At 76.2% G+C, this 22,241-nt stretch carries 22 protein-coding genes and 1 pseudogene; 13 read left to right on the top strand and 10 right to left on the bottom strand.

The genetic code is table 11. The features are described 5' to 3' along the window. The first annotated feature begins 31 nt into the window (after positions 1–31). The 8 genes from QFZ62_RS13920 to QFZ62_RS13885 all read left to right on the top strand — a co-directional run bounded on the left by QFZ62_RS13920 (position 32) and on the right by QFZ62_RS13885 (position 8,067). Positions 32–1,063, top strand: a complete 1,032-nt coding sequence (locus QFZ62_RS13920; RefSeq protein ID WP_307506824.1) for an iron chelate uptake ABC transporter family permease subunit — start codon at positions 32–34, stop codon at positions 1,061–1,063. Next, a complete protein-coding gene (locus tag QFZ62_RS13915) occupies positions 1,060–1,950 on the top strand; it encodes an ABC transporter ATP-binding protein (RefSeq protein WP_307506821.1) in 891 nt (296 codons plus the stop codon). The genes QFZ62_RS13920 and QFZ62_RS13915 overlap by 4 nt, the downstream gene beginning before the upstream one ends. Positions 1,951–1,978: 28 nt before the next feature. After that, on the top strand, positions 1,979–3,148 hold the full coding sequence (locus QFZ62_RS13910) for a hypothetical protein (RefSeq protein ID WP_307506818.1): 1,170 nt from the start codon (positions 1,979–1,981) through the stop codon (positions 3,146–3,148). Continuing rightward, positions 3,145–4,122: a hypothetical protein gene (locus QFZ62_RS13905; RefSeq protein ID WP_307506815.1), complete on the top strand. Its 978-nt coding sequence runs from the start codon at positions 3,145–3,147 to the stop codon at positions 4,120–4,122. Before QFZ62_RS13910 ends, QFZ62_RS13905 begins: the two co-directional genes overlap by 4 nt. A gap of 439 nt (positions 4,123–4,561) precedes the next feature. Next, positions 4,562–5,497: a permease gene (locus tag QFZ62_RS13900; protein WP_373425980.1), complete on the top strand. Its 936-nt coding sequence runs from the start codon at positions 4,562–4,564 to the stop codon at positions 5,495–5,497. A gap of 140 nt (positions 5,498–5,637) precedes the next feature. Next, positions 5,638–6,402: a TIGR03943 family protein gene (locus QFZ62_RS13895; protein WP_307506810.1), complete on the top strand. Its 765-nt coding sequence runs from the start codon at positions 5,638–5,640 to the stop codon at positions 6,400–6,402. 7 nt (positions 6,403–6,409) lie between these two features. Further along, on the top strand, positions 6,410–7,801 hold the full coding sequence (locus tag QFZ62_RS13890) for a hypothetical protein (RefSeq protein WP_307506807.1): 1,392 nt from the start codon (positions 6,410–6,412) through the stop codon (positions 7,799–7,801). A gap of 71 nt (positions 7,802–7,872) precedes the next feature. Then, positions 7,873–8,067: a hypothetical protein gene (locus tag QFZ62_RS13885; RefSeq protein WP_307506804.1), complete on the top strand. Its 195-nt coding sequence runs from the start codon at positions 7,873–7,875 to the stop codon at positions 8,065–8,067. 172 nt (positions 8,068–8,239) lie between these two features. On the opposite strand, the gene QFZ62_RS13880 is transcribed toward QFZ62_RS13885, so the two are convergent. After that, complete coding sequence (locus QFZ62_RS13880) at positions 8,240–8,932, bottom strand: hypothetical protein (RefSeq protein ID WP_307505201.1); 693 nt, start codon at positions 8,930–8,932, stop codon at positions 8,240–8,242. Between the two features lie 266 nt (positions 8,933–9,198). Here QFZ62_RS13880 and QFZ62_RS13875 point away from each other — a divergent pair. Next, a pseudogene (locus QFZ62_RS13875) lies at positions 9,199–9,901 on the top strand (PadR family transcriptional regulator). An 81-nt stretch (positions 9,902–9,982) separates the two neighbouring features. Here QFZ62_RS13875 and QFZ62_RS13870 read toward each other — a convergent pair. The 4 genes from QFZ62_RS13870 to QFZ62_RS13855 form a co-directional block, all read right to left on the bottom strand. After that, positions 9,983–10,240: a hypothetical protein gene (locus tag QFZ62_RS13870; RefSeq protein ID WP_307506802.1), complete on the bottom strand. Its 258-nt coding sequence runs from the start codon at positions 10,238–10,240 to the stop codon at positions 9,983–9,985. A gap of 100 nt (positions 10,241–10,340) precedes the next feature. Beyond that, positions 10,341–11,960: a molybdopterin-dependent oxidoreductase gene (locus QFZ62_RS13865; protein ID WP_307506799.1), complete on the bottom strand. Its 1,620-nt coding sequence runs from the start codon at positions 11,958–11,960 to the stop codon at positions 10,341–10,343. Further along, positions 11,957–13,225: a sensor histidine kinase KdpD gene (locus QFZ62_RS13860; protein WP_307506796.1), complete on the bottom strand. Its 1,269-nt coding sequence runs from the start codon at positions 13,223–13,225 to the stop codon at positions 11,957–11,959. The genes QFZ62_RS13865 and QFZ62_RS13860 overlap by 4 nt, the downstream gene beginning before the upstream one ends. Continuing rightward, a complete protein-coding gene (locus QFZ62_RS13855; RefSeq protein WP_307506793.1) occupies positions 13,222–14,058 on the bottom strand; it encodes a response regulator transcription factor in 837 nt (278 codons plus the stop codon). Before QFZ62_RS13855 ends, QFZ62_RS13860 begins: the two co-directional genes overlap by 4 nt. A gap of 119 nt (positions 14,059–14,177) precedes the next feature. On the opposite strand from QFZ62_RS13855, the gene QFZ62_RS13850 reads away from it, so the two are divergent. From QFZ62_RS13850 to QFZ62_RS13840, 3 genes are read left to right on the top strand one after another with little or no spacing between them, the layout of a single operon-like run. Beyond that, a complete protein-coding gene (locus tag QFZ62_RS13850; protein ID WP_307506791.1) occupies positions 14,178–14,879 on the top strand; it encodes a glycosyltransferase family 2 protein in 702 nt (233 codons plus the stop codon). Continuing rightward, on the top strand, positions 14,876–15,559 hold the full coding sequence (locus QFZ62_RS13845) for a DUF2064 domain-containing protein (RefSeq protein ID WP_307506788.1): 684 nt from the start codon (positions 14,876–14,878) through the stop codon (positions 15,557–15,559). Before QFZ62_RS13850 ends, QFZ62_RS13845 begins: the two co-directional genes overlap by 4 nt. Further along, positions 15,556–16,254 (top strand): bifunctional 2-polyprenyl-6-hydroxyphenol methylase/3-demethylubiquinol 3-O-methyltransferase UbiG, encoded by a 699-nt coding sequence (locus tag QFZ62_RS13840; RefSeq protein WP_307506786.1) that lies wholly within the window; start codon positions 15,556–15,558, stop codon positions 16,252–16,254. The genes QFZ62_RS13845 and QFZ62_RS13840 overlap by 4 nt, the downstream gene beginning before the upstream one ends. On the opposite strand, the gene QFZ62_RS13835 is transcribed toward QFZ62_RS13840, so the two are convergent. Both QFZ62_RS13835 and QFZ62_RS13830 read right to left on the bottom strand, forming a co-directional pair. Further along, the gene (locus tag QFZ62_RS13835) at positions 16,203–16,667 is read right to left on the bottom strand and encodes a hypothetical protein (protein WP_307506784.1); all 465 of its coding nucleotides are present in this window, start codon (positions 16,665–16,667) and stop codon (positions 16,203–16,205) included. The two genes, QFZ62_RS13840 and QFZ62_RS13835, sit on opposite strands and share 52 nt — an antisense overlap. Next, the gene (locus QFZ62_RS13830) at positions 16,664–17,908 is read right to left on the bottom strand and encodes a molybdopterin-dependent oxidoreductase (RefSeq protein ID WP_307506782.1); all 1,245 of its coding nucleotides are present in this window, start codon (positions 17,906–17,908) and stop codon (positions 16,664–16,666) included. The genes QFZ62_RS13835 and QFZ62_RS13830 overlap by 4 nt, the downstream gene beginning before the upstream one ends. Positions 17,909–17,986: 78 nt before the next feature. Here QFZ62_RS13830 and QFZ62_RS13825 point away from each other — a divergent pair, with 78 nt between their 5' ends. Continuing rightward, entirely contained in the window at positions 17,987–19,435 is a 1,449-nt protein-coding gene (locus tag QFZ62_RS13825; protein WP_307506781.1) for a glycosyltransferase 87 family protein, read from the top strand. Positions 19,436–19,476: 41 nt separating this feature from the next. Here the strand turns inward: QFZ62_RS13825 and QFZ62_RS13820 are convergent, their stop codons facing one another. Genes QFZ62_RS13820 through modA form a run of 3 tightly spaced genes read right to left on the bottom strand, consistent with a single transcriptional unit; the run spans position 19,477 to position 22,137 of the window. After that, positions 19,477–20,616: an ABC transporter ATP-binding protein gene (locus tag QFZ62_RS13820; RefSeq protein WP_307506779.1), complete on the bottom strand. Its 1,140-nt coding sequence runs from the start codon at positions 20,614–20,616 to the stop codon at positions 19,477–19,479. Continuing rightward, positions 20,613–21,434: an ABC transporter permease gene (locus QFZ62_RS13815; RefSeq protein ID WP_307506778.1), complete on the bottom strand. Its 822-nt coding sequence runs from the start codon at positions 21,432–21,434 to the stop codon at positions 20,613–20,615. The genes QFZ62_RS13820 and QFZ62_RS13815 overlap by 4 nt, the downstream gene beginning before the upstream one ends. Further along, on the bottom strand, positions 21,424–22,137 hold the full coding sequence (gene modA / locus QFZ62_RS13810) for a molybdate ABC transporter substrate-binding protein (RefSeq protein WP_307506776.1): 714 nt from the start codon (positions 22,135–22,137) through the stop codon (positions 21,424–21,426). Before modA ends, QFZ62_RS13815 begins: the two co-directional genes overlap by 11 nt. Positions 22,138–22,241: the final 104 nt, after the last annotated feature.

Genomic DNA, 22,241 nt, shown 5'->3' with positions numbered 1-22,241 from the left:
TCCGCATCCCTCCGCGCCGGCATCCGCGCGCGTGTCCCGCACGGCCGACGTCGTCGCGCACGGCCGCCGCCGTCGGACACGCCGTCGCCGTGTCGTCGTGGCCGTGCTCGCCGTGCTCATCGCGGCCGCCGCGCTCACCTCCCTGATGGTCGGCAACACCTCCTACCCCCTCGACGTCGTGGTCCGCGTGGCGCTCGGCGAGGACGTCCCCGGGGCGACCTTCTCCGTCGGCCGGCTGCGCCTGCCCCGCACGGCCCTCGCCGTGATCGTCGGCATGTGCTTCGGGCTCTCGGGCGTCGCGTTCCAGACGATGCTGCGGAACCCGCTCGCGAGCCCGGACATCATCGGCATCTCGGCAGGCGCCAGCGCCGCGGCGGCCTTCGCGATCGTGACGCTGTCGCTCGGCAGCACGGCGACCTCGGTCTTCGCGATCGTCGCCGGGCTGGCGGTGGCGCTCCTCGTGTACGGGCTCTCCTACCGCGGCGGCGTCGCGGGGACGCGCCTCATCCTCATCGGGATCGGCATCGCCGCCATGCTCGACAGCGCCACCTCGTACGTGCTCTCGACCGCGGCGGACTGGGACCTCCAGGAGGCCATGCGCTGGCTGACGGGGAGCCTCAACGGCGTCGGCTGGGGCGACGCCGTCCCGGTCCTCGTCGCGCTCGCGGTGCTCGGTCCCGTGCTGCTCAGCCGGTCGCGGGCGCTCGAGACCACGCAGCTCGGCGACGACACCGCGGCGGCGCTCGGCGTGCGGGTCGACCGCACGCGCCTCGTCGTGATCGTCGCCGCCGTCGGCCTCATCGCCTTCGCCACCGCCGCGACCGGCCCCATCGCCTTCGTCGCGTTCCTGTCCGGGCCCATCGCGGCGCGCATCGTCGGACCGGGCGGATCCCTTCTCGTCCCGTCCGCGCTCGTCGGCGCGCTGCTGGTCGTCGTCGGCGACCTCCTCGGGCAGCACGCGCTCGGGATCCGCCTCCCGGTCGGGGTCGTCACGGGCGTCCTCGGCGCCCCGTACCTCGTCTACCTCATCGTCCGCAGCAACCGCCGAGGAGCTTCCCTGTGACCACCACCCACGCCCTGCGCGTCGAGGACCTGACCCTCGGCTACGGCGACCGCACGGTGATCCGCTCGCTCGACCTGGTCGTGCCGCCCGGCCGCGTCACCGCCATCGTCGGCGCCAACGCGTGCGGGAAGTCGACCCTCCTGCGGTCGATGTCCCGGCTCCTCGCGCCGCGCGACGGGCGCGTGGTCCTCGACGGGCGCGACGTGCACCGCATCCCCGCGAAGGAGCTCGCCCGGACGCTCGGCCTGCTCCCGCAGTCGCCCATCGCGCCGGAGGGGATCACCGTGTCCGACCTGGTGGGCCGCGGCCGCCACCCCCACCAGGGACTCCTGTCGCGGTGGAGCCGGGAGGACGACCTGGCCGTCGCGGAGGCGCTGGAGGCCACCGACACGGCCGCGCTCGCCGACCGCGCCGTCGACGAGCTGTCGGGCGGGCAGCGCCAGCGAGTCTGGATCGCCATGGCGCTCGCCCAGCGCACCGACCTGCTGCTGCTCGACGAGCCGACGACGTTCCTCGACGTCAGCCACCAGGTGGAGGTCCTCGACCTGCTCACCGACCTCAACCGGTCCCGCGGCACGACCGTGGTGATGGTCCTGCACGACCTCAACCTCGCGGCCCGGTACGCCGACCAGCTCATCGCGCTCGCCGACGGGCGCCTGCACGCGGCCGGGCCGCCGTCCGAGGTGCTGACCGAGGAGTGCGTGCGGGCGGTGTTCGGGCTGGAGAGCCGGGTGATCGTGGATCCGACCTCGGGCCGCCCCCTGATGCTCCCGCTCGGGCGGCACCACGTGGCGGAGGCCGCCGTGGTCGGGGGCGCCGTGGTCGGGGGCGCGGTGGTCGGGGGCGCTGCCGCCCCTCCCGCGCCGGCCGCGCACGGCATAGCCTGAGCGGACCCGCACGCGACGAGGAGGCCGCATGCCCGACGACGGCGCATCCGCTCTCGGCGACGCCGGCGCGCGTCACACCGACGACGCCGCGTTCGCCCGGCGCCTGCGCGACGATGCGGCCACCGGCCGGCACCTCGAGGCGCTCCGCCGCGACGCCTACGGCCGGGCGGCGACCGACGCGCGGCTCGTCCCCGTCCCGGACGCGCTGCGCCGCGTCACCGGCATCGAGGATCCCGCGCTGCCCGCCCCGCTCGTGGCCCTGCTGACCGAGGAGGCGCGGCTCGTCGCCGAGGGCCGGGCCCTGCTCGACGGCGACCGCGGCGCCGCCCGCGTCGAGCCCATCGAGCCCGCCGAGCCCGCCGACGACCGGCGCCCCGGGCCGACGGGCGCCGACCCGGTGCCGCCCCGCGACGCGCCCGCGTCCGGCGATCCCGGCGCGCGCGCCGACCCCCTCGACCCGCGGACCCGACGCCCCGTCCCCCTCCGGCGACGCACCGTCGTCGCCGTGGTCGCGGCGGCCCTCGTGGTCGGCGCCCTCGGCGGCACCGTCGCCGCCGACCTGCGCGACGCCCCCGATCCCGCCACGGCGACGTCCGCCGCGGACGGGCGCGGCTCGCGCGTCGAGGCGATGGGCACGCCCGACGGCCGCCGCCTGTCCGCCGCCTCCGCCCTCCCCGCCTTCACCGCACCGCCGCCGCCGCACGTGGCCGCGACCGAGGAGGAGCTCGCCGCCGCCTACCGGCAGGAGGCCGACATCGACTGGGACGCGTTCACCTCGGACGTGCCGGACGCCGTGCGGCCGGATGTCGCCCTCGAGCGTGTCGTGTCGCCGGAGGACTTCCCCGCGCAGCAGGTGGCGTGCCTCACGGCGGCCGGGTACCACGCCGAGGCGACGGGGGACGGCGGCATCACGTACCAGGACGGCGATCCGGTCGCGATCTGGACCTGCCACACCCGCTTCCCGATGCAGCTCCCCGACCCGCTGAGCGACGCCGAGCTCGCGTACCGGCACGACTACATCGTCTCCTTCGTCCTCCCCTGCTACGCGATGGAGGGGTCGCCGTACATGGACGCCGTGCCCGCGCGCGAGGACTTCGTGGCACGCACGCGGTCGGGCGCCCCCTGGTTCCCGTACCCGGATGACGCGGACAACGCGCTCCTGGAGCGCTGCCCGTCCGCGCCGCCGGCGTGGCGATGAGCGACGCACCGCGCTCCGACGCCGCGCGCTCCGATGACGCGCGCTCCGACGCCGCCGACGCCCGCGCCCTCGCCCGGCGCCTCCGCGACGACCCCGCCGCGACGCGCCGACTCGACGAGCTGCGGCGTGCGGCCTTCGGGCGCGACGGATCCACGGCGCCGCTCGCCGAGGTCCCCGCGCCCCTCCGCGCGCGCACGGGCGTCGACGCGGTCGAGCTCCCGGTGCCGCTCGTCGCGCTGCTGGCCGAGGAGGCCCGGCTGACGGACGAGGGCGCGGGGCTGCTCGCCGCGGACGCGCCGGGGCCCGTCTCCACGCCGTCGACGGGGCCTACGGCCGACGGCGGCGCTGACCCTGCTGCCGCCGATCCGATCGGTGACCGGTCCACGGACACGCGGGCGGACGCCGGCACGCGGGAGGACCCGTCCGCGCCGCACCCCCGCCGACTCCGCCCCGCTCCTCTCGCGGCCGTCGCGGCCGGCCTCCTCCTGCTCGCGGGGCTCGGATCCGCGGCCGCCTCGGGCGCGTTCGACGTGACCAACCCGGATGGAAGCGCGGCCGAGGCGGGCCGGTCGTCGACGGGACCCGGTGACGCGGACGCGGACGCCCCGGCCACCCCGCCGCGCGGCCAGGCCATGGGCACCGCGGACGGCCGCCGCGGGTCGGCCGTGCCCGACTTCTCGGCGGACCCGCCCGTCCCGCTCCCGTCGGGCGGGGAGGAGGACGCCTCCGCGCGCGCCGACGCCGAGTGGGCGGCCGTGCTGGCCCGGGATTCCGACGCGGTGCGGCCCGACGTCCGCCCGGAGCTCACCGTACCGGCCGACCGCTGGCTGGAGCAGCACGCGGCGTGCCTGCGCGCGTCCGGGGTGGACGTCGGCGTCGTCGACCCGGACGCGGACGCGCGGCTCTCCGCGTCCGAGGTGGATCCCGTGCTCGCCTACGCCTGCTCCGTCCGGTTCCCCGCCGCCGAACCCTGATCCGCGGACGCGCCCGACCCGCCGCCCCGCCTGCTGAGGACGCTTCTCATGTCCCCGCGGTTAGGGTGGAGCCCGTGCGCGCCCTCCTCGGACCCCGGCCCCGCGCCACCGGTCCGCGATGACGGACCGGCACAGCCCCTGGGCACCCGACGACGGCGCCTCCCCCTTCGACCGCCCGGCGCGCCCCCGCCGCGAGCGCACCCGCGACCGCCGGGCACGCGAGAGCGCGGCCGCGCCCGCCGCCGCGACGGCACCCGAGGCCGCAGCCTCTGCCGGAGCCCCCGCCTCCGCCGTCGCGACCGCCACCCGCCCCCGCGACGCCCGCGCCGCCGACCACCACGGCCACGACCACGGATCCGCCGCCACCCGCGCCTCCCGCCCCGCGACCCCCACCGGCCTCCGCTCCGGGCTCGCGACGGGCCTCGCGCTCGTCCTCCTGCTGCTCGCCCTCCGCGCCGCCTCCCCCGCCCTCGGCGACAGCGTCCTGCCCGACCGGCTGCAGGACCTCGTCACGCTGTCGGTCAGCGTCATCGTGGAGTCGCTGCCGTTCGTGATCCTCGGCATCGTCCTGTCGATCGCCGTGCAGGTGTGGGTGCCGCCGGGCGTCATCGAGCGCCGTCTGCCCAGGAACCCGTTCGCCCGCCGCGCCTGCATCTCGTTCCTCGGCATGGCGCTGCCCGTCTGCGAGTGCGGCAACGTGCCGCTCGCGCGCGGCCTCGTGGTGCGCGGCTTCACGGTGCCGGAGTCGATCACGTTCCTGCTCGCGGCGCCGATCCTCAACCCGATCACGATCATCACGACGCACGCGGCCTTCGGCTGGGACGGCTGGATCCTCGTGGCCCGGATCGTCGGCGGCTTCCTCATCGCGAACGTGGTCGGCTGGCTGTTCAGCCTCCACCCGCAGCCCGACCGGCTCCTCACCGACGAGTTCCGCGCCGAGTGCGCCCTGCCCGACGCGCACGCGCACGGCGGCGCGCGCGTCCGGAAGTCGATCTCCCTGTTCGGCCGCGAGGCGACCACGATCATGCCGGCGCTCGTCATCGGCTCGCTGCTCGCCGGCCTCATCCAGGTCGCCGTGCCGCGCGAGGTGCTCGTCACGCTCGGCGGCAGCCCGATCCTGTCGGTGCTCGCGCTCATGCTCCTCGCCTTCGTCGTCTCGGTCTGCTCCAACGTCGACGCGTTCTTCGTGCTCTCGTTCGGATCCGTGTTCCTGCCGGGCGGCATCGCCGCGTTCCTCGTGTTCGGCCCGGTCATCGACGTGAAGATGCTCGCGCTCATGCGCACCACCTACTCGACCCGCACGCTCGTGATGATCACCTCGGTCGTCGCGCTGATCAGCCTCGCGCTGGGATGGGGTGTCAATGCGATCGCCTGACGACCGGACGCCCGAGGACCAGGAGCCCGAGGGCCGCAGCCCCGACGGCCGCACACCCGACGGCCGGACCTCCTTCGCCCTCCGCCCTGTCCGACGCCGCCGCGCGGCCGGCGGCGCGCGCCTCCTCCACGGTGGGCCTCGTGCTGCTCGCGGCGTGCGTCGTCTCGACGCTGTGGCTCACGATCACCGGGCAGCTCGGCCTCTACATCCACCCGCGCTACTTCGTCTTCACCGGGATCATGGCCGTGATCGGCCTGGTCGCGACCGTCGCCGGCTTCGCGCTGCGCCCCGCGGATGCCGCGGAGGAGCACGACCACGACCCGCTCGGCCTCGCCGCCGCCGCTCCCGCGACCCGCTCGGCCGAGCGCCGGCGACTCCGCGCGCGCGTCGGCCGCCTCGCCGTGGCGGGCGTCGTCACGATCACGGTCGTCGCGGTCCTCGTCCTCCCGCCGCGCACCCTCACCTCGAGCACCGTCACGCAGCGGGCCCTCAACTCGAGCACGGTCGCCTCCGACGCCGCGCCCGACGAGGAGCTCCTCGGCACGAGCGACTTCTCCACGCTGGGCGTCAAGGACTGGTCGGTGCTCCTGTCGCAGACCACCGACCCGACCTTCTTCACCTCGAAGTCCGTCGACGTCACGGGCTTCGTGAGCGCCGACCCCGACGACCCGGAGGACGTCTTCTACGTCACGCGCTTCGTCGTCACGTGCTGCGCGGTCGACGCGCAGCCCGTCGGCGTGCCCGTCTACCAGCCGGGCTGGGCCTCCACGCTGGAGGTCGACGAGTGGGTGCGGGTCACCGGCCCGTTCGCCTCGAACCCCAGCGCGAAGAGCCGCCAGCCGCTCGCGGTGATGCCGCAGGGCGTCGAGCAGGTCGAGCAGCCCGCCGACCCCTACGTGTACTGAGCCGCCCGTGACCGACGCCGCCGCCTCCCCGCGCGCCTTCCGCCGGGCGTTCACCGCCGTGATCGTGGTGCTCGCGCTCGTCTGCGGCGGCCTGCTCGCGGTCGCCGGCAGCCAGGGGCCGCGGCTCGTGCGCACGGACGTGGATCCGCTCGCCGTCGTGCAGCAGTCCCGCCAGCGGCTGGTGCTCGCGGCGAACCGGCCGCTCCAGCCCGTCGACGCGTCCAGGATCCGGATGGAGCCCGGCGCGGACTTCCGCGTGGACACGCAGGCCGACCGGATCATCATCGACTTCGACCGGCCGCTGGCCTACGACGCCGACTACACGGTCGCGATCGACGACGTCCGGGGCATCGGCGGCGGGCCCGCGTCCGACCTCCGCACGTCCTTCCGCACGGGCGACCCCGGCATGTACGTGCTCATCCGCGGCGGCGAGCAGCAGGCCGACCGCATCGTGCGGCAGACGGTGGCCGGCACCGGGTCCGGCGCGAGCGACGTGGTGTTCGAGGCCACCAAGATCCAGGAGTACGCGGTCGTCGGGCAGTCGCTCGTGGTCGCGACGCTCGAGGACGACGGCACGAACGGCCTGGTGATCGCGGCGCTCGACGGCTCCGGGCAGGTGCCCCTGCCGCTCCCGGACCGGGGCACGCTGCAGGACCTCCACGCCGAGGACGCGGGCACCACGGTCGGCTTCCGCTTCACGAGCGCCGACGGCGACCGCTTCGACGACGCGCTCATGGTCGACGACGTCGCGTCCGGCGCCGCGCCCACGCCCGTGGTCGGGCTCGACGGGCGGGACCTCAGCGTGCAGGCCTGGGGCTTCGTGCCCGGCCGGCCGCAGCTCGTGGCGCACGGGCAGGACGGCGACCTGTTCCTCGTGACGGTCGACGGATCCACGCCCCTCGTCCCGCTGGGCCGTCACGGCACGCTCGGCCCGTTCTCCGCCGACGGCACGCGCCTCGCGGTGACGGACCCCGGGTCGACCACCGAGATCGACCTCCGCACGGCCGAGCAGACCACGCTGCCGACCGAGACCGGCGGCGCCGACCTGCAGTACGACGGCGCGATCTCCTTCGTGCCCGGCGACGACGGCGCCGTGCTCCGCGTGCGCACGGCGCTCGATCCCGCGACCGGCGCCGCGACCCAGCGCCTGGTGGTCGTGCGCGGCGGCACCGCGAGCGACGTGTACGTGCCCGCGGACCCGGCGACCCGCATCACCGGCCTCACCGTCACGCCCAACGGCCGCTTCGCGCTGCTCGAGACCGTCCCGGATCCGGCCCGCGGCGCCAGCGACGACTACCCGCGGAACCCGCGCGACACGACGGTGACCACGCTCCTCGTCGAGCTCGCGACCGGCACCGTGACCCGCAGCGTCGCGGGCTTCGAGGTCACGATCGGCTGACGCGCGTGCGGCGGTCCGCCGTAGCCTGAGCCGACGGGACGACACGACGCGTCCGGGGACGGGCTGGGAACGTGACGGGATCGGACCACCTGCTCGCCGTCGCCTTCTCGGAGGCGCGCGCGAGGCTCCTGCGCACGGAGGCCGGTCGACGGCCCGAGGACGCCACCGGCGATCGGCCGGACGCCTTCGACGCCCGCTCCACGCCGGTGCCGGGCTACGCGCCCCTCGCCCCTCGCGTCCGCTGGTGGCGACGCCTCCGCCGCTGACGCGCACGACGTCCGTCGTGCCGCCGACCGCGACCGCGGTGCACCGGAACCGCGCACCGGGCGCCGCGCCCGGACGCGCCGACGGCCCCGGCTCCCCGGAGGGGAGACGAGGCCGTCGATGCGTTCCGCTGTGATCGCAGGTGGTGCTTCCCCGGCGTGTGCCGGGTGGGTGCTACTTGGTGTTGACGGTGATCTTCGCGATGCCGACGACGAGCTCGTCGGTGACCGCGTCGGTGCCGAAGGTGCTGTTCAGCAGCGCGGCGGCGTCGGGGCTGACCTTGACCGTGGTGCCCTCGAGGACGGCGTTGTCGCCCTCCATCGCGAGGGGCTTCAGGGTCGTGCCGTCGAGGTTGAAGATGTAGACGTCGTTCATGATCTCGCCCTCGCCGACCTGGACCGAGCCCGTGAGGCGGCTCGTGCCGGGGTCGATGACGAAGTCGGTGAGCTTCACGACGGTCTCGCCGGCGGTGAGGCTGATGCCGGAGCCGTCGTGGTCGATCTCGCCCTGGACGTAGGGGCGGTAGTCCATCTCGGGGTCGTAGTAGTCGACGTTGCCGCCGGTGATGGGGAACGCGAGGGTGCCGGTGGCGGCGTCGAGGGTCGCGCCGCCGATGACGCCGGGGGTCAGGCCCAGGGTCGTGAGGGCGCTGGCGAAGCCGGCGTCGAGGGTGACCTTGGTGTCGACGCCGGTCAGGGTCGGGATGGACGCGAGCGGCGTGGGGTCGGCCTCGGTGGTGGCGGACGCGGACGGCGCGGCGGAGGACGAGGACGACGGGGTCTCGGCGGGGGTGGAGCAGGCGGCGAGGCCGACGATGAGGAAGCCGGCAGCGGTGAGGCTGAAGACGGACTTGGTGAGGTTGCGCATGGGAGTTCCTTCGCTGTGTGGACCGGGGTTCCGCCCGGTACCCCCGGGCGACACAGGGACTTCGGCACCGCGGCGGAACGGGTTGGGGACCGCGCTCCTTTCCCAGGGGAACGCCAGGTTGGCCGGCCGCGCCCCCGGGATCACGGGGCGGAGCGCCGCGCGGCTCCGACGGAGGTGTTGACATCGCGACTGTCGCCGATATATCGTCGCTACATCGCGACAGCACGCCGCGATCCCCTGACATCACCTGACCGGAAGGAGCGCTCATGCGCACCCACCACCACCACGACGACCACGGGTCGTCCCGCTCCCACGACGGATCCCCCGCCGCCCCCCACGAGCCCCGCATGCAGCACCACCGCGGCGGCCGCCCGCGCATCATGCCGGGCCACCCCCTCGCCCGCGGCTTCCACCCCGGCGAGGGAGGCTCCGGCTTCCCCGGGTTCCCGGGCTTCCCGGGCATGGGCGGCTTCGGCGGCCCCGGCTTCGGCGGCGGCTTCGGCCCGGGCCGCGGACGCGGCGGACGGGGTCGCGCCCGCCGCGGCGACGTCCGGCTCGCGATCCTCTCGCTCCTCGCCGAGGCGCCCTCGAACGGCTACGGCCTCATCACCGGCATCGCCGCGAAGAGCGAGGGCGCCTGGCGGCCGAGCCCCGGATCCGTCTACCCCACGCTCCAGCACGCTGGTCGACGAGGACCTCATCGTCGCCGACGAGACCGGCGCGAAGAGCGTCTACTCCCTCACGGACGCGGGCCGCGCCCACGTCGCCGAGCACCAGGCGGAGATCGACGCGGCCTGGGCCGCGACCACCGACAAGTCCGAGGGCGAGGACGCGTTCCAGACGAGTCTCATGAAGCTCATGGGCGTGGTGAAGCCCCTCATGCACGACGCGACCGACGCCCAGCGCCAGGCCGCGGCGGCGAAGCTCGACGAGACGCGGCGCGCGCTGTACGCGATCCTCGCCGACTGATCCCCCACCGGCGCACCCGCGCCGCGCACGACGACGGCCCCCGCTGCTGCGGGGGCCGTCGTCGTGCGTGCGGGAGGCGGATCAGCTGATCGCGGCCCCCGTGTCGAGGTCGTCGCCCGACTCGAGGTACGGGCCGTCCGACTGCGTGATGTCGATGCCGAGGCCGTCGTCGTCCGCGTCGTCGTCCGCGACGGAGTCGTCGTCGAGCGGCACGACGCGCTCGGCGTCGACGGCCTCCGCGGCGTCGCGCCCGTCGGTGCCCACGGCCTCCTCCTCGTCGATGCCGGTGTCGTCCAGGTCGCGGTCCGCGGGATCGCGGGGGTTCTCGATGTCGCTCACGGTGCTCTCCTCTGCTGGTCGATGCGGCGCGCTCGCGCCGCCCCTCGACGGTACGCGCCCTGGCTCCGGGTGACCCGGGATCGTTGCGCGGGGAGGCGGATCAGGCGACGGAGACCGTGACCCCGTGCCAGCCGGTCGCGCCGTCGGGCGCGGGCGGGGCCTCGTCGGAGGTCTGCGTCGCGCCCGTCGTGTCGGTGGCGCGCACCTCCACGCGGTGGGATCCGCTCGTCGCGTCCCACGCGTACGACCACTGCCGCCAGGTGTCCGCGCCCACGCCGTCGCCGAGCGTGGCCTCCACCCAGTCGCCCTCGTCGACGCGCACCTCCACGCGGTCGATGCCGGTGTGCTGCGCCCACGCCATCCCCGCGACCGCGACGCGGCCGGCGTCGACGCGCACGCCGGAGCGCGGGGTGTCGATGCGCGAGCCGGTCTTGATGGGGCCGCGCTCGGTCCAGCCGCGCGTGGACCAGTACGCGACGTCGTCGGCGAAGGTCGTGACCTTCAGCTCCGTGACCCACTTGGTCGCGGAGACGTAGCCGTAGAGGCCGGGCACGACCATCCGCACGGGGAAGCCGTGCTGCTGCGGCAGGGGCTCGCCGTTCATGCCGACCGCGAGGATCGACGCCCGGTCGGGATCCGTGAGCGCCTCGAGGGGCGTGCTCGCGGTCCAGCCGTCCTGGCTCGTGGAGAGCACCATGTCGGCGCCCGCGGTCGGGCGCGCGCGCTCGAGGAGCAGGCGGATGGGGTAGCCGAGCCACGTCGCGTTGCCGATGAGCTTGCCGCCGACCTCGTTGGACACGCAGGCGAGCGTGGCCACGTGCTCCTCGAGGGGCAGGGCGAGCAGCTCCGGGAACGTGATCTCGACCTCCTCCTCGACCATGCCGGTGATCCGCAGCCGCCAGGACGCGGCGTCGACCGAGGGCACCTGCAGCGCCGTGTCGATGCGGTAGAAGTCGCCCGAGGGCGTGACGAAGGGCGCGAGGCCGGGGATCCCGAGCTCGGCGGAGGCGGGGATCGCGGCGGCCGGCGCGGCGGCGCGCGGGAGCACGAGGGTGCGGCGGAAGTCGTCGACGCGGGCGGCGGCGGCGTTGAGGCCGCGGGCCACGGATCCGGCGACGACGGACGCGACGCCCGCGACCACGGTCATCACGAGGAACGTGCGGCGCTCGACGCGGGCGCCGCCGCCCGACGTGAGCGGGGCGCGCGCGGCCGGACGGGCGAGGGCGCGCACGGGCTCGGCGGCCTCCGCCGACGCGGCGGACGCGCGGTCGGCGGCGTCCCGCCAGTCGCGGAGGCGGTCGGCGCCGCGGTGCAGGATGAAGACGCCCGCGATCATGCCGACGATCGTCGGGATCGCGGCGGCGCCCGTCGCCCCGGCGCGCGTGGTCGCGGCGAGGACGGCGACGCCGGCGAAGAGCGCGAGCACGACCACGCCGAGCGGCGGGCGGCGCACCTGCAGGATCCCGGCGAGCGCGGCGGCGACGAGCACGACGACACCGAGCACGACGATCAGCGCGACCTTGTCGCCCGTGCCGAACAGGGCGATCACCGCGTCCTTGACACCCGGCGGCACGAGGTCGATGACGAGAGCGCCGACCGCGAGGACCGGGCTCGCCGCGGGCGCGACGAAGGCGGCCGCGATCTCGGCCACGGCCAGGACGGCCAGCGCCGCGACGACCCCCAGGAGCGCGGACCACGCGCGGAGGGCCGCGCGGGTCACGCGGTGACCGGCTTGCTGTACGGGAGGATCACGTCGAAGCGGCAGCCGCCGTCGACGTTCTGGACGGTGACGTCGCCGTCGTGCGCGCGCACGATGCCGCGGACGATCGCGAGGCCGAGGCCCGCGCCGCCGCCGCCCGACGCGTATCCGCCGTCGTGCGTGGACTCCGCGTGCACGGCGGGATCCGGCTCCGCGGGCTCGTCGGCGGCCGCGGGCTCCGGGAAGTCCGGTCCGAGGGCGGCCCGCTGCGCGGCGCTCCCGGCGTAGGCGCGCGGGGTGCGGGATCCGGTGGAGCGCCAGCCCGCGTCGAACACGCGCGGGAGGTCGTCCTCCGGGATGCCGCCCGCGGTGTCCTCCACGGAGAGGACGGCGAGGTTGCCGGAGTCGCGGTGCGCGGAGATGACGATGCGGCCGCCCGGGAGGGACTGCTGGATCGCGTTCATGACGAGGTTGCCGACGACGCGCGACAGCTCGCGGGGGTCGCCCTGCACCACGAGGTCGTCGTGCGCGGTCACGCCGCGGAGGTCGACCTGGCGCGCCTGCGCGACCGGGCCCAGCTCGGCCACGGTGTCGCTCACGACGTCGTAGAGGGAGACGCGCTCGACGGCGAGCTCCAGGCTGCCCGAGTTGATGCGCGACAGCTCGAACAGGTCGTCGACCATGCCGTTGAGGCGGTTCGCCTGCACGCGGATCTGCCGGAAGTAGCGGTGCTCGTCGTCGACCATGCCGTCCTCGAGCGACTCCGCCATGGCGCGGATCCCGGCGAGCGGCGTGCGCAGGTCGTGCGACATCCACGCGATGAGCTCGCGTCGGCTGCGCTCCTGCGCCTCCATGCGGTCGCGCGCGTCGGCGAGGCGGCGGTTGGCCGCGCTCAGCTCGCGCGCCAGCTGCGCGAACTCGGTGCTGGTGGGGCGGCCGGGCTCGACCGCGGCCTCCTCGCCCATGGACGCGGCGTAGCGGCCGAGCTCGCGGCTGCCGCGCACGAGGGTCATGCCGAGCATCGCGGCCATGACGAGGGAGACGAGCGCGGAGACGGCGGCGACGGACAGGAACGCGGTGAGGCCGGCGTCGTCGACGAGCATCGTCGCGGTGACGGCGACCATGCCGCCCACGACCGAGAGCACGGCGGCGAGCGCGACCACGCAGATCTGCAGCACGAGCGAGCGGCGGCGGAGCAGGCGCAGCAGGACGCTCGCGCCGAGGCCGACGACCGCGGCGCAGACGAGCGCCGTCAGGACGACGACGAGGAAGGAGTCGGGGGTCACGCGTCGCTCCCGGCGGGCGTCGCGGGGGCGGTGGGCGCGACGGGCGCGGCCGGCGACGCGGCGTCCGGGTCGAAGCGGTAGCCCACGCCCCACACGGTGCCGAGGAGCACGGGATGCGCGGGATCCGCCTCGATCTTCTCCCGCAGCCGCCGCACGTGCACGGTGACGGTGGAGAGGTCGCCGATCTCCCAGCCCCACACCGAGCGGAGCAGGTCGTCGCGCCCGAAGACGCGGCGCGGGTTCCGCAGGAGGAAGGCGAGGAGGTCGAACTCGCGGGAGGTGAGCGAGAGCATCGCGCCCGCCTGGTGGATCTCGCGCGCGCCGAGGTCGAGCACGAACGGGCCCGCGACGAACGCCGGCTCCGGCTGCGCCTCCGGCACGGTGCGGCGGAGGACGGCGCGCACGCGCAGCACGAGCTCGCGCGGGGAGAAGGGCTTCGCGAGGTAGTCGTCGGCGCCGGCGTCGAGGCCGTTGACGCGGTCCTCGCCCTGGCCGAGCGCGGTGAGCATCACGACGGGGACGGGCGACTCAGGGTGCTCCGCGCGGATCCGGCGGCACACCTCGAGGCCGTCGAGGCCGGGGAGCATGCGGTCGAGCACGACGAGGTCGGGCATGCGCTCGGTGGCGACGCGCACGGCCTCCAGGCCGTCGGCGACCGTCTCCACCTGGAAGCCGGACGCCTTGAGGTAGCGGCACACGACCTCGTTGACGGTCGGGTCGTCCTCGACCACGAGGATGCGGCGGCCGCGCAGGGGGTCCTGGCGCGTCGGGTCGGGGCGCGCGGACTCGGGGCGTGCCGCGTCGGCGCGCGCGGGATCGGAGGTGGGGCTCACCCGGCCAGGATATGCGCCGGTCCCTGGGGTGCGCCCGGGCGTGTCCGGCTTGCGAGGCAGCCGTCACCCCTCGGGGCCCGGCGACGCCCGCGGGCGGCCCGGCCTCCTAGGCTCGACGGATGACGCAAGCGCTCGTGGACGTGGTCCTCCCCTGCCTCGACGAGGAGGAGGCCCTGCCGTGGGTGCTCGGCCGCCTGCCGGAGGGGTACCGGGCGATCGTCGTGGACAACGGGTCCACGGACCGCTCCGCCGACGTCGCGCGGGAGCACGGCGCCCTCGTGGTCACGGAGGCCCGCCGCGGGTTCGGCGCCGCCGCGCACGCGGGGCTCGAGGCCGCGACGGCGCCGCTCGTCGCGTTCTGCGACGCCGACGCGTCGATGGATCCCGCGCTCCTCCCCCGCGTGGTCGACCCCGTGCGGCACGGCGAGCGCGACCTCGTGCTCGGGCGGCGGATCCCGTCGACGCGCGGTGCCTGGCCGCTGCACGCGCGGATCGCGAACCTGGAGCTCGCCCGACGGCTCCGGCGGATCACGGGCGTGCCGCTGCACGACCTCGGCCCGATGCGCTGCGGCCGGCGCACCGAGCTGCTGGGCCTCGGGATCCTCGACCGGCGCAGCGGCTATCCGCTGGAGATGCTGCTGCGGGCGTCGGCGGCGGAGTGGCGCATCCTGGAGGTGGAGATGCCGTACGCGCCGCGCGTGGGGCGGTCCAAGGTGACCGGCACCGTGCGCGGGACCGTCCAGGCGGTGCGCGACATGTCGCGCGTGCTGGCCGAGGCGCGCGCCGCGGCCGCCGACCGCACCCCGGGAGGAGCCGCGTGACCGCCGTCGTCGTCATCGCCAAGGAGTGCATCCCGGGCCGCGTGAAGACGCGCCTGCATCCGCCGTTCACGCTCGAGGAGGCGGCCGAGCTCGCATCCGCGGCCCTCGCCGACACGCTCGCTGCCGTCGACGCCGCCGCCCCCGACCGCCGCGTCCTCCTCTTCGACGGCACGACGCCGCCCGCCGAGGCCGCCGGCTACGACGTGATCCCGCAGGTCGCGGGCGACCTCGACGAGCGGCTCGCCGCCATGTTCGACGCGCTCGACGGCCCCGTGCTGCTCGTCGGCATGGACACCCCCCAGCTCACGGCGGACCTGCTCCGCCCCGTGCTCGACTCGTGGGCGGACGGCGCCCGCGGCCCCGACGCCTGGTTCGGCCCGGCGAACGACGGCGGCTTCTGGGCGCTCGGGCTGCGCGATCCCGACGGCGCCCTCGTGCGCGGCGTCCCCATGTCGCGCGGCGACACCGGGGCCATGCAGCTCTCGCGCCTGATCGACGCCGGGCTCGACGTCGCGATGCTCCCGGAGCTCACCGACGTGGACACCGTCGACGACGCCCGGGAGGCCGCCGCGGCCGCGCCCGCCCATCGCTTCGCGGTCGCGCTCCGAACCCTGATGACCGCCGCGGACACCCGCGACGCGCCCGCACCGACCGCACCACCGCAGGGGGACCCCGCATGAGCCTGGCCGTCGACCACCCCGAGGACCGCGTCGCGACGAGCGATCGCACGTTCGGATCCGGAGGCGGCGAGCCGTACGCCCGCGCGCTCCGGGACTCCGGCGAGGTGCTCTTCATGTCGCTCGCAGCGGATGACGGCAGCGCCGAGGTCATCGACATCAGCCGCTGGAGCGCCGCCGCCGACGCGGTCGACGTGAGCCTGCTGGTCGACGTCGCCGGACCCGTCCTCGACATCGGCTGCGGTCCCGGCCGCATGGTCCGCGCGGCCATGGACGCCGGTCTCGGCGCGCTCGGCATCGACGTCTCCCCCACCGTGGTGGAGATGGCCGCCGGTCAGGGCATCCCCGTCCTCCCGCGGTCCGTCTTCGAGCGGCTCCCTCGCGAGGGCGGCTGGGGCACGCTGCTCCTCCTCGACGGCAACATCGGCATCGGCGGCGACGCGGCCGCGCTCCTCGCCCGATGCGGCGAGCTGCTCGCCGATGACGGCGCGCTCGTGGTGGAGACCCACCCGGATCCCGCCCGCGACCGCACCTTCGAGTCCACGGTCGAGGACGGCCAGGGCCACGCGAGCGACCCCTTCCCGTGGGCGCAGGTCGGCCGCGACGCCGTCGCGCGCATGGCCGCCGACACGGGCCTCGTGCTCGATCAGTCCTGGGAGACCGAGGGCCGGTCCTTCTGCCGCCTCGTCCGCGCGTAGAGCGCGGCGATCACGGCCGTCGCCACCGCGGTGGCGACCCACATCAGCGCGAGGCGCGGCGCGTAGTCGGCGATGAGGATCGTCGGGTTCTCGTTGCCGATCGCCCGGGCCCGGATCTCCGGCACGACCACGAGCGTCATCACGGCCATCACCACGACGCCCGCCTGCACGACGACGAGCGCGACCGGGGGCAGCCGCCGGCCGGCCTTCCGCAGCAGCAGGCCCGCCGCGAAGACGACGGGCGACAGGATCGCGTCGTGCACGAGGATCGCGAGCAGCAGGAACACGGCGACGCCGATCACCTGGTCCGTGCGCTGCGTGTCGAGCAGCGTGCGGACGCCGACGGCGAGCCCGACGACGCCGACGGCGATGAGGGCCGCGCGGGCGGCGAGCATGCGACGGGCGCCGGTCATGACACCACCTCCAGGGTCGAGAGCCACTTGGTCTGCAGCACGCCGGGGCGCCCGGGCGCGATCATGCGCGCCGGGTAGCCGTGCTGGACGTCGAGGGGCGCGCCGTCGAGCTCCAGGGCGACGAGGGTGAGCGGGTCGCGCACGTACTCGGGGCCCATCTCGGTGCGCCGGAAGCCGCCGCGCTGCTCGAGGCTCGTGACCCGGAGGCGCGCGCCGGGGTCGGCGCCGACCGCGTCCATCAGGTCCCGGAGCCGGACGCCGCGCCACGTCGCCGACTGGCTCCAGCCCTCGACGCAGGCGATGGGCAGCGTCGCGGTGACGAGGTCCATGCCGCGGAGGTCCGCCATCGTGAAGGCGCGGGAGGCGGATCCGGCGGTGACGGTGAGGGTCCACGCGGGATCCACCGCGGACTCGGTGACGCCGGCCGCCTCGGCCGTGCGGTTGACGGGCAGCGCCTGCGGGCCGGTGCCCATGACGCGCGGGCCGAAGGCGTTGAAGGGGGCGAGGAACCGGAAGGACTGCCCCGCGGTGAGGCCCACGACCGCGGCGACGGACGCGCCGACCGCCACGAGGAAGCCGCGTCGGGCGACGGGGGCCGGCGTGACGGGGGTGTCGTCGATCCAGGCGAGGACCCGGCCGGTGACGCCGCGGGGCGCGGACGCGGACGCCACGGCCGCGGGCGCGTCGACGGCGGGCGCGTCCTCCACGATCGGCGACTCGTCCGCCTGCCCGCGCCGCCAGTGCCCGGCGATCGCGGGCAGCTTCACGCCGATGTGGATCGCCAGCGATCCGACCACGACGAACGCCAGCGCCCAGTGCGTCTGCCGGAAGTAGAAGGGGAACGGCACCCACTGGAAGGTGTTGAGGAGGCCGATGGCCACCTCGAGCAGCGACGCCCCCACGAAGACGGCGATCGACGCGCGCTCGAGGAACGAGACGACCCCGGTGACGGGCGGGTACGTGAGCAGCTCGGGGAAGACGATCCAGAGCTTGGCGAGCAGCAGCGGCACGCACGCGATGCCCGCCGCGATGTGGATGCCCTGCGACACCCGGTAGAGCGAGACGGGGGCCGTCGGGAAGCGCATCCACGGCAGCGGCTCCTGCAGGTAGTGGCTGTAGAGGCCGGTCGCGAAGCAGACCAGGAAGGCGAGGCCGAGGAGGCGCCCGATCACCACCGCGAGGCGCGTCGTGCGCGCGGGCGAGGCCAGGCGCCTCCGGGCCTCGTGCATCAGCGTCCGCATGGGGGCCTTCCGGCGTCTCGGGGGCGGGGGGTCGGGGTCGTGCGGCGATCGTCCGGGGCACGGCCGCCAAGATGGGGTGTGCGCACCGCCCTCACCGCCTTCGTCCTGCTCGTCATGGCCGCGCTCACCGGGTGGTCGGTGGTCGCGTTCGATCTGTTCGGCGAGGCCGACGACGAGGCGTTCTTCCGCCGCGAGGGTGCCGCGCCGTTCTTCTGGCTCGTCGTCGTGCTCTGGGTGGTGTTCGGAGCCGCGGTGCTCCTGGTGCGGAGACTGCCCGCCCGATCCGCCGCAGCGCTCATCATCCTCGGATCCGTGGGCCTCGGCGCCGCCGCCATGGCCGGTCCGCCGAACACCAGCACCGACTCCGCGCGCTACGCCTGGGACGGCATCGTGCAGAACGCGGGCGAGTCGCCGTACCGCTACACGCCCGCCGACCCGGCGTTGCGGGAGCTCCGGCCCGCGTGGCTGTACCCCGACACCGTCGCCCGCGCCGACGGCTCGGCGACCTGCACGGGCACCCGGATCCAGGGCCTCCGCGAGGAGGAGACGGCCGAGCCGATGTGCACGGCCCTCAACCGCCCCCACGTCCCGACCATCTACCCGCCCATGGCCGAGCTGTTCTTCGCGGGCGTGCGCGGCGTCGTGCCCGCGACCGCGGAGTACTGGGCCTTCCAGGCCGCCGGGCTCCTGATGATGACGGCGGTCACGCTCCTGCTCGTGCGGGCGCTGCGCACGCGCGGCCGACCCGTGTGGTGGGCCGCGCTCTGGGCGTGGTGCCCGCTCGTCGCGAGCGAGGTCGTCACCAACTCTCACGTGGACGCGCTCGGCGCGCTGCTCGCGCTCGCGGCCTCGCTGCTCGTCGCCGGGGGGATGCGCTGGCGGGGCGGCATCGCGCTCGGCGCGGCCATCGCGACGAAGCTCATCCCCGTGATCGCGGCGCCCGCGCTGCTGCGCCGGCAGCCGTGGAAGGTCATCACCGCCGCGGTCGTGACCTTCGCGCTGCTCTACGTGCCCTACGTCCTCACGACCGGTATCGCCGTGCTCGGCTACCTGCCGGGCTACCTGCAGGAGGAGGGCTACGAGGACGGCGGCCGGTTCCCGCTCGTGGAGCTCGTCGTGCCCGGGCGCCTCGGGCTGGTCGCGGTCGCGCTGATCCTCGCGGTCACGGCGGCGCTCGTCTGGTGGAGGACGGACCCGGCGGATCCGTGGCTCGGCCAGGTCGTGATGATCGGCGTCACGCTCCTCGCCGTGAGCCCGCGCTACTCCTGGTACGCGCTGCTGCTCATCCCGTTCATCGCCATGACGGGCCGCGGCGAGTGGTTCGCCGTCGTGGGGGCGCTGGCGCTGCGGCTGTTCGCGCCGGACGTCTGGGCGTGGCAGATCGCGCTCGTGGCGGCCCTGGCGATCGTCGTGGCCGGCTCGCTCGCGCGCCTCGGCCCGGACGGGCGCAGGCGGCTCGTGCCCGCGTCCGTGCGGCGGCGGCTCGGCCGGGCGCGCGTGCCGGCGGACGGGCCCGGCGCGGGCTGACCGGCGCCGCGCGGGCCGGTCGGGGTCGCGGTCCCGCCCGGTCAGGCGCCGCGCGGGAGCCGCACGTGCAGCCGCTCGCCCGCGGTCGGCCGGAGCACGGCGAAGCCGGCGGCGTCGAGCTCCGCCACGACCTCGGCGCCGTCGGCGAGCGCCGGGCCGGGCGACGGGGATCCGGTCGCCGCGTCATGTGCGTCCAGACGGAGGGCGACGCGGATGCGGCCGGCCGACGCCTCCACGCGGCGGACGACGCCGACGCCCCGCACGTGGCGGCCGTCGTCGTACCCGCCCTCGTCCGCGGCCGCGGATCCGGCACCGGGTCCGGCCTCGGCCCCGCGGGACAGCCGCACGTCGCCGGGCGCCGCGATCAGCACGGTCGGGCGCCCCGCGGCGTCCCTCCCCTCGATCCGGTTCATGCCCACGAGCCGCGCGACGTAGGCCGTCGCGGGCCGCGCGGCGACCTCCGCGGGCGCGCCCTCCTGCACGACGCGGCCGCCCTCGAGCACGTGGATCCGGTCCGCCAGCGCGAGCGCGTCCACGGGGTCGTGCGTGACGAGCACGGCCGCTCCGCCGAAGCGCCGGAGCTCCTCGGCGAGGAGGTCGCGCACGTCGAGCCGCGTGCCCGCGTCGAGCGCGGCCATCGGCTCGTCGAGGAGCAGCAGCGGCGGCTCCAGCACGAGCGCGCGGGCGAGCGCGACGCGCTGGGACTGCCCGCCGGACAGCCGGGCGGGCCGGCGGTCCGCGAGCTGCGCGATCCCGAGCCGGTCGAGGAGCGCGCGGGCGCGGTCGTCGGCGTCGGCCCGCGGGACGCCCTGCGCCCGCAGCCCGAAGGCCACGTTCGCGAGCGCCGTCAGGTGCGGGAAGAGCAGGTGGTCCTGGAAGACGACGCCCGCGCCCCGGCCCTCCGCGGGGATCCGCACGGCCGGGCCCGCGCCCACCTCCTCGAGCACGCGGCCGTCGAGCGCGACGCGCCCCGCGGTGAGCGGCACGAGCCCGGCGAGCGCGCGGAGCAGCGTCGACTTCCCGGCCCCGTTCGGCCCCACGACGGCCGCGACGGATCCCACAGGCACGCCGAGGTCGACGTCCAGGCGGAAGGCGGCGCGCTCCACGACGACGCGCGCCGCGAGGCCGCCGACGGGGACTCCGCGATCCCCGCGCCCGGCCCCGGGCGCGGCCCCGCTCACGCGTGCACCCCCGACGTCCACCGGTCGCGGAGCGACACCAGCACGACGACCGACACCGCGAGCAGCACGAGGCTGAGCACGACGGCGGCGTCGGGATCCGTCTGCAGCGCCAGGTAGGCCTCCAGCGGGATCGTCCGCGTCACGCCGGGGAAGCTGCCCGCGAAGGTCAGCGTCGCGCCGAACTCGCCGAGGGCGCGCGCGAAGCAGAGCACCGCGCCCGCGCCGATGCCCGGTGCGACGAGCGGCAGGGTCACCCGGCGGAACACCGTCCCGCGGCTCGCGCCGAGGGTCGCGGCGGCGTCCTCGAAGCGGCGGTCGGCGCCGCGCAGCGCCCCCTCCACCGCGAGCACGAGGAACGGCATGGCCACGAAGGTCTCGGCGATCACCACGGCGGCCGTCGTGAACGGGATCGTGATCCCCGTCAGCGCCTCGAGCGGCCCGCCCACGAGCCCGCGGCGCCCGAGCAGCAGGAGCAGGGCCACGCCGCCGATCACGGGCGGGAGCACGAGCGGCACCGTCACGAGCGCGCGGAGGATCCGCTGCACCACCGGCGGGCGCCCGGCCGGGCGCGCGAGCACGAACGCGAGCGGCACCCCGAGCACGAGGCTGAGCGCGGTGGCCGCGAGGGCGCTGCCGAGGGAGAGGCCGAGCGCGCGGGCGACGGCGGGATCCGCCAGCCGCTCCCCCAGCGTCGCCCAGGGCGCGCGCACCACGAGGGCGACGAGCGGCAGCACGAGGACGGCGAGGGCGGTTCCGGCGGGGATCCAGAGGAGGACGGGCACGCGGTCGGCCCGCTCGGCCCGGTCGTCACGGCGCACGGAACCCCGCGGCCTCGAAGCGGGCACGGGCGGCGTCGCCGGCCACGAAGTCGGCGAACGCACGGGCGGCCTCGGGCGACCCGGATCCGATGAGCGGCGCGACGACGAGGTCGGTGGTCACGTCGATGTCGTCGGGCAGGGGCACGCCCTCGACCCGCTCGCCCGCGGCCCGCACGTCGGTCGCGTACACGACCGCGGCGTCCACCTCGCCGAGCTCGACGCGTGTGAGGGCGGCGCGCACGTCCTGCTCGAGCGAGTCCGGCCGCGGGGCCACGCCCGCCTCCTCGAAGGCGGTCGCGGCCGCGGCGCCGCAGGGCACCTCGGGCGCGCAGACGGCGAACGTGCGGTTTGCGTCGGCGAAGTCGGCGAGCCCGGCCACGCGGCCGGGGTTCCCGGGCGGCACCGCGATCTCGAGGGCGTTGCGCGCGAAGACGCGCGGATCCGCGGCCGCCTCGCCCGCGTCGACGACGGTCCGCATGGTGGCGTCGGACGCGGCGGCGAAGACGTCGGCGGGCGCGCCCTGCACGATCGCCTGCGCGAGCGTCGAGCTCCCGCCGTAGGTCACGGTCACGGTGACGCCCGGGTGCGCCGCGGAGAAGTCGGCGGCGACCTCGTCCATGCTGCCCGTGAGCGACGCGGCGGCCTGCACCACGAGGGCGCCGGCGAGGGGGTCGGAGCGCGGGGGCGCCCGAGGCGGGGGCACCGGAGGCGCCGGGCGCGGATCCGCCCGGGGAGCACGCGGCCAGGAGCCCGGCGGCGGCGAGGACCGCGACGGCGACGGCGAGCCGCCGCCCGCGGCCCGCGCGG

The organism is Clavibacter sp. B3I6 (assembly GCF_030816895.1).
Classification (GTDB): domain Bacteria; phylum Actinomycetota; class Actinomycetes; order Actinomycetales; family Microbacteriaceae; genus Clavibacter.
Note: the sequence above shows the minus strand (reverse complement) of the source record. Positions and strands in the feature narration are given on the sequence as shown.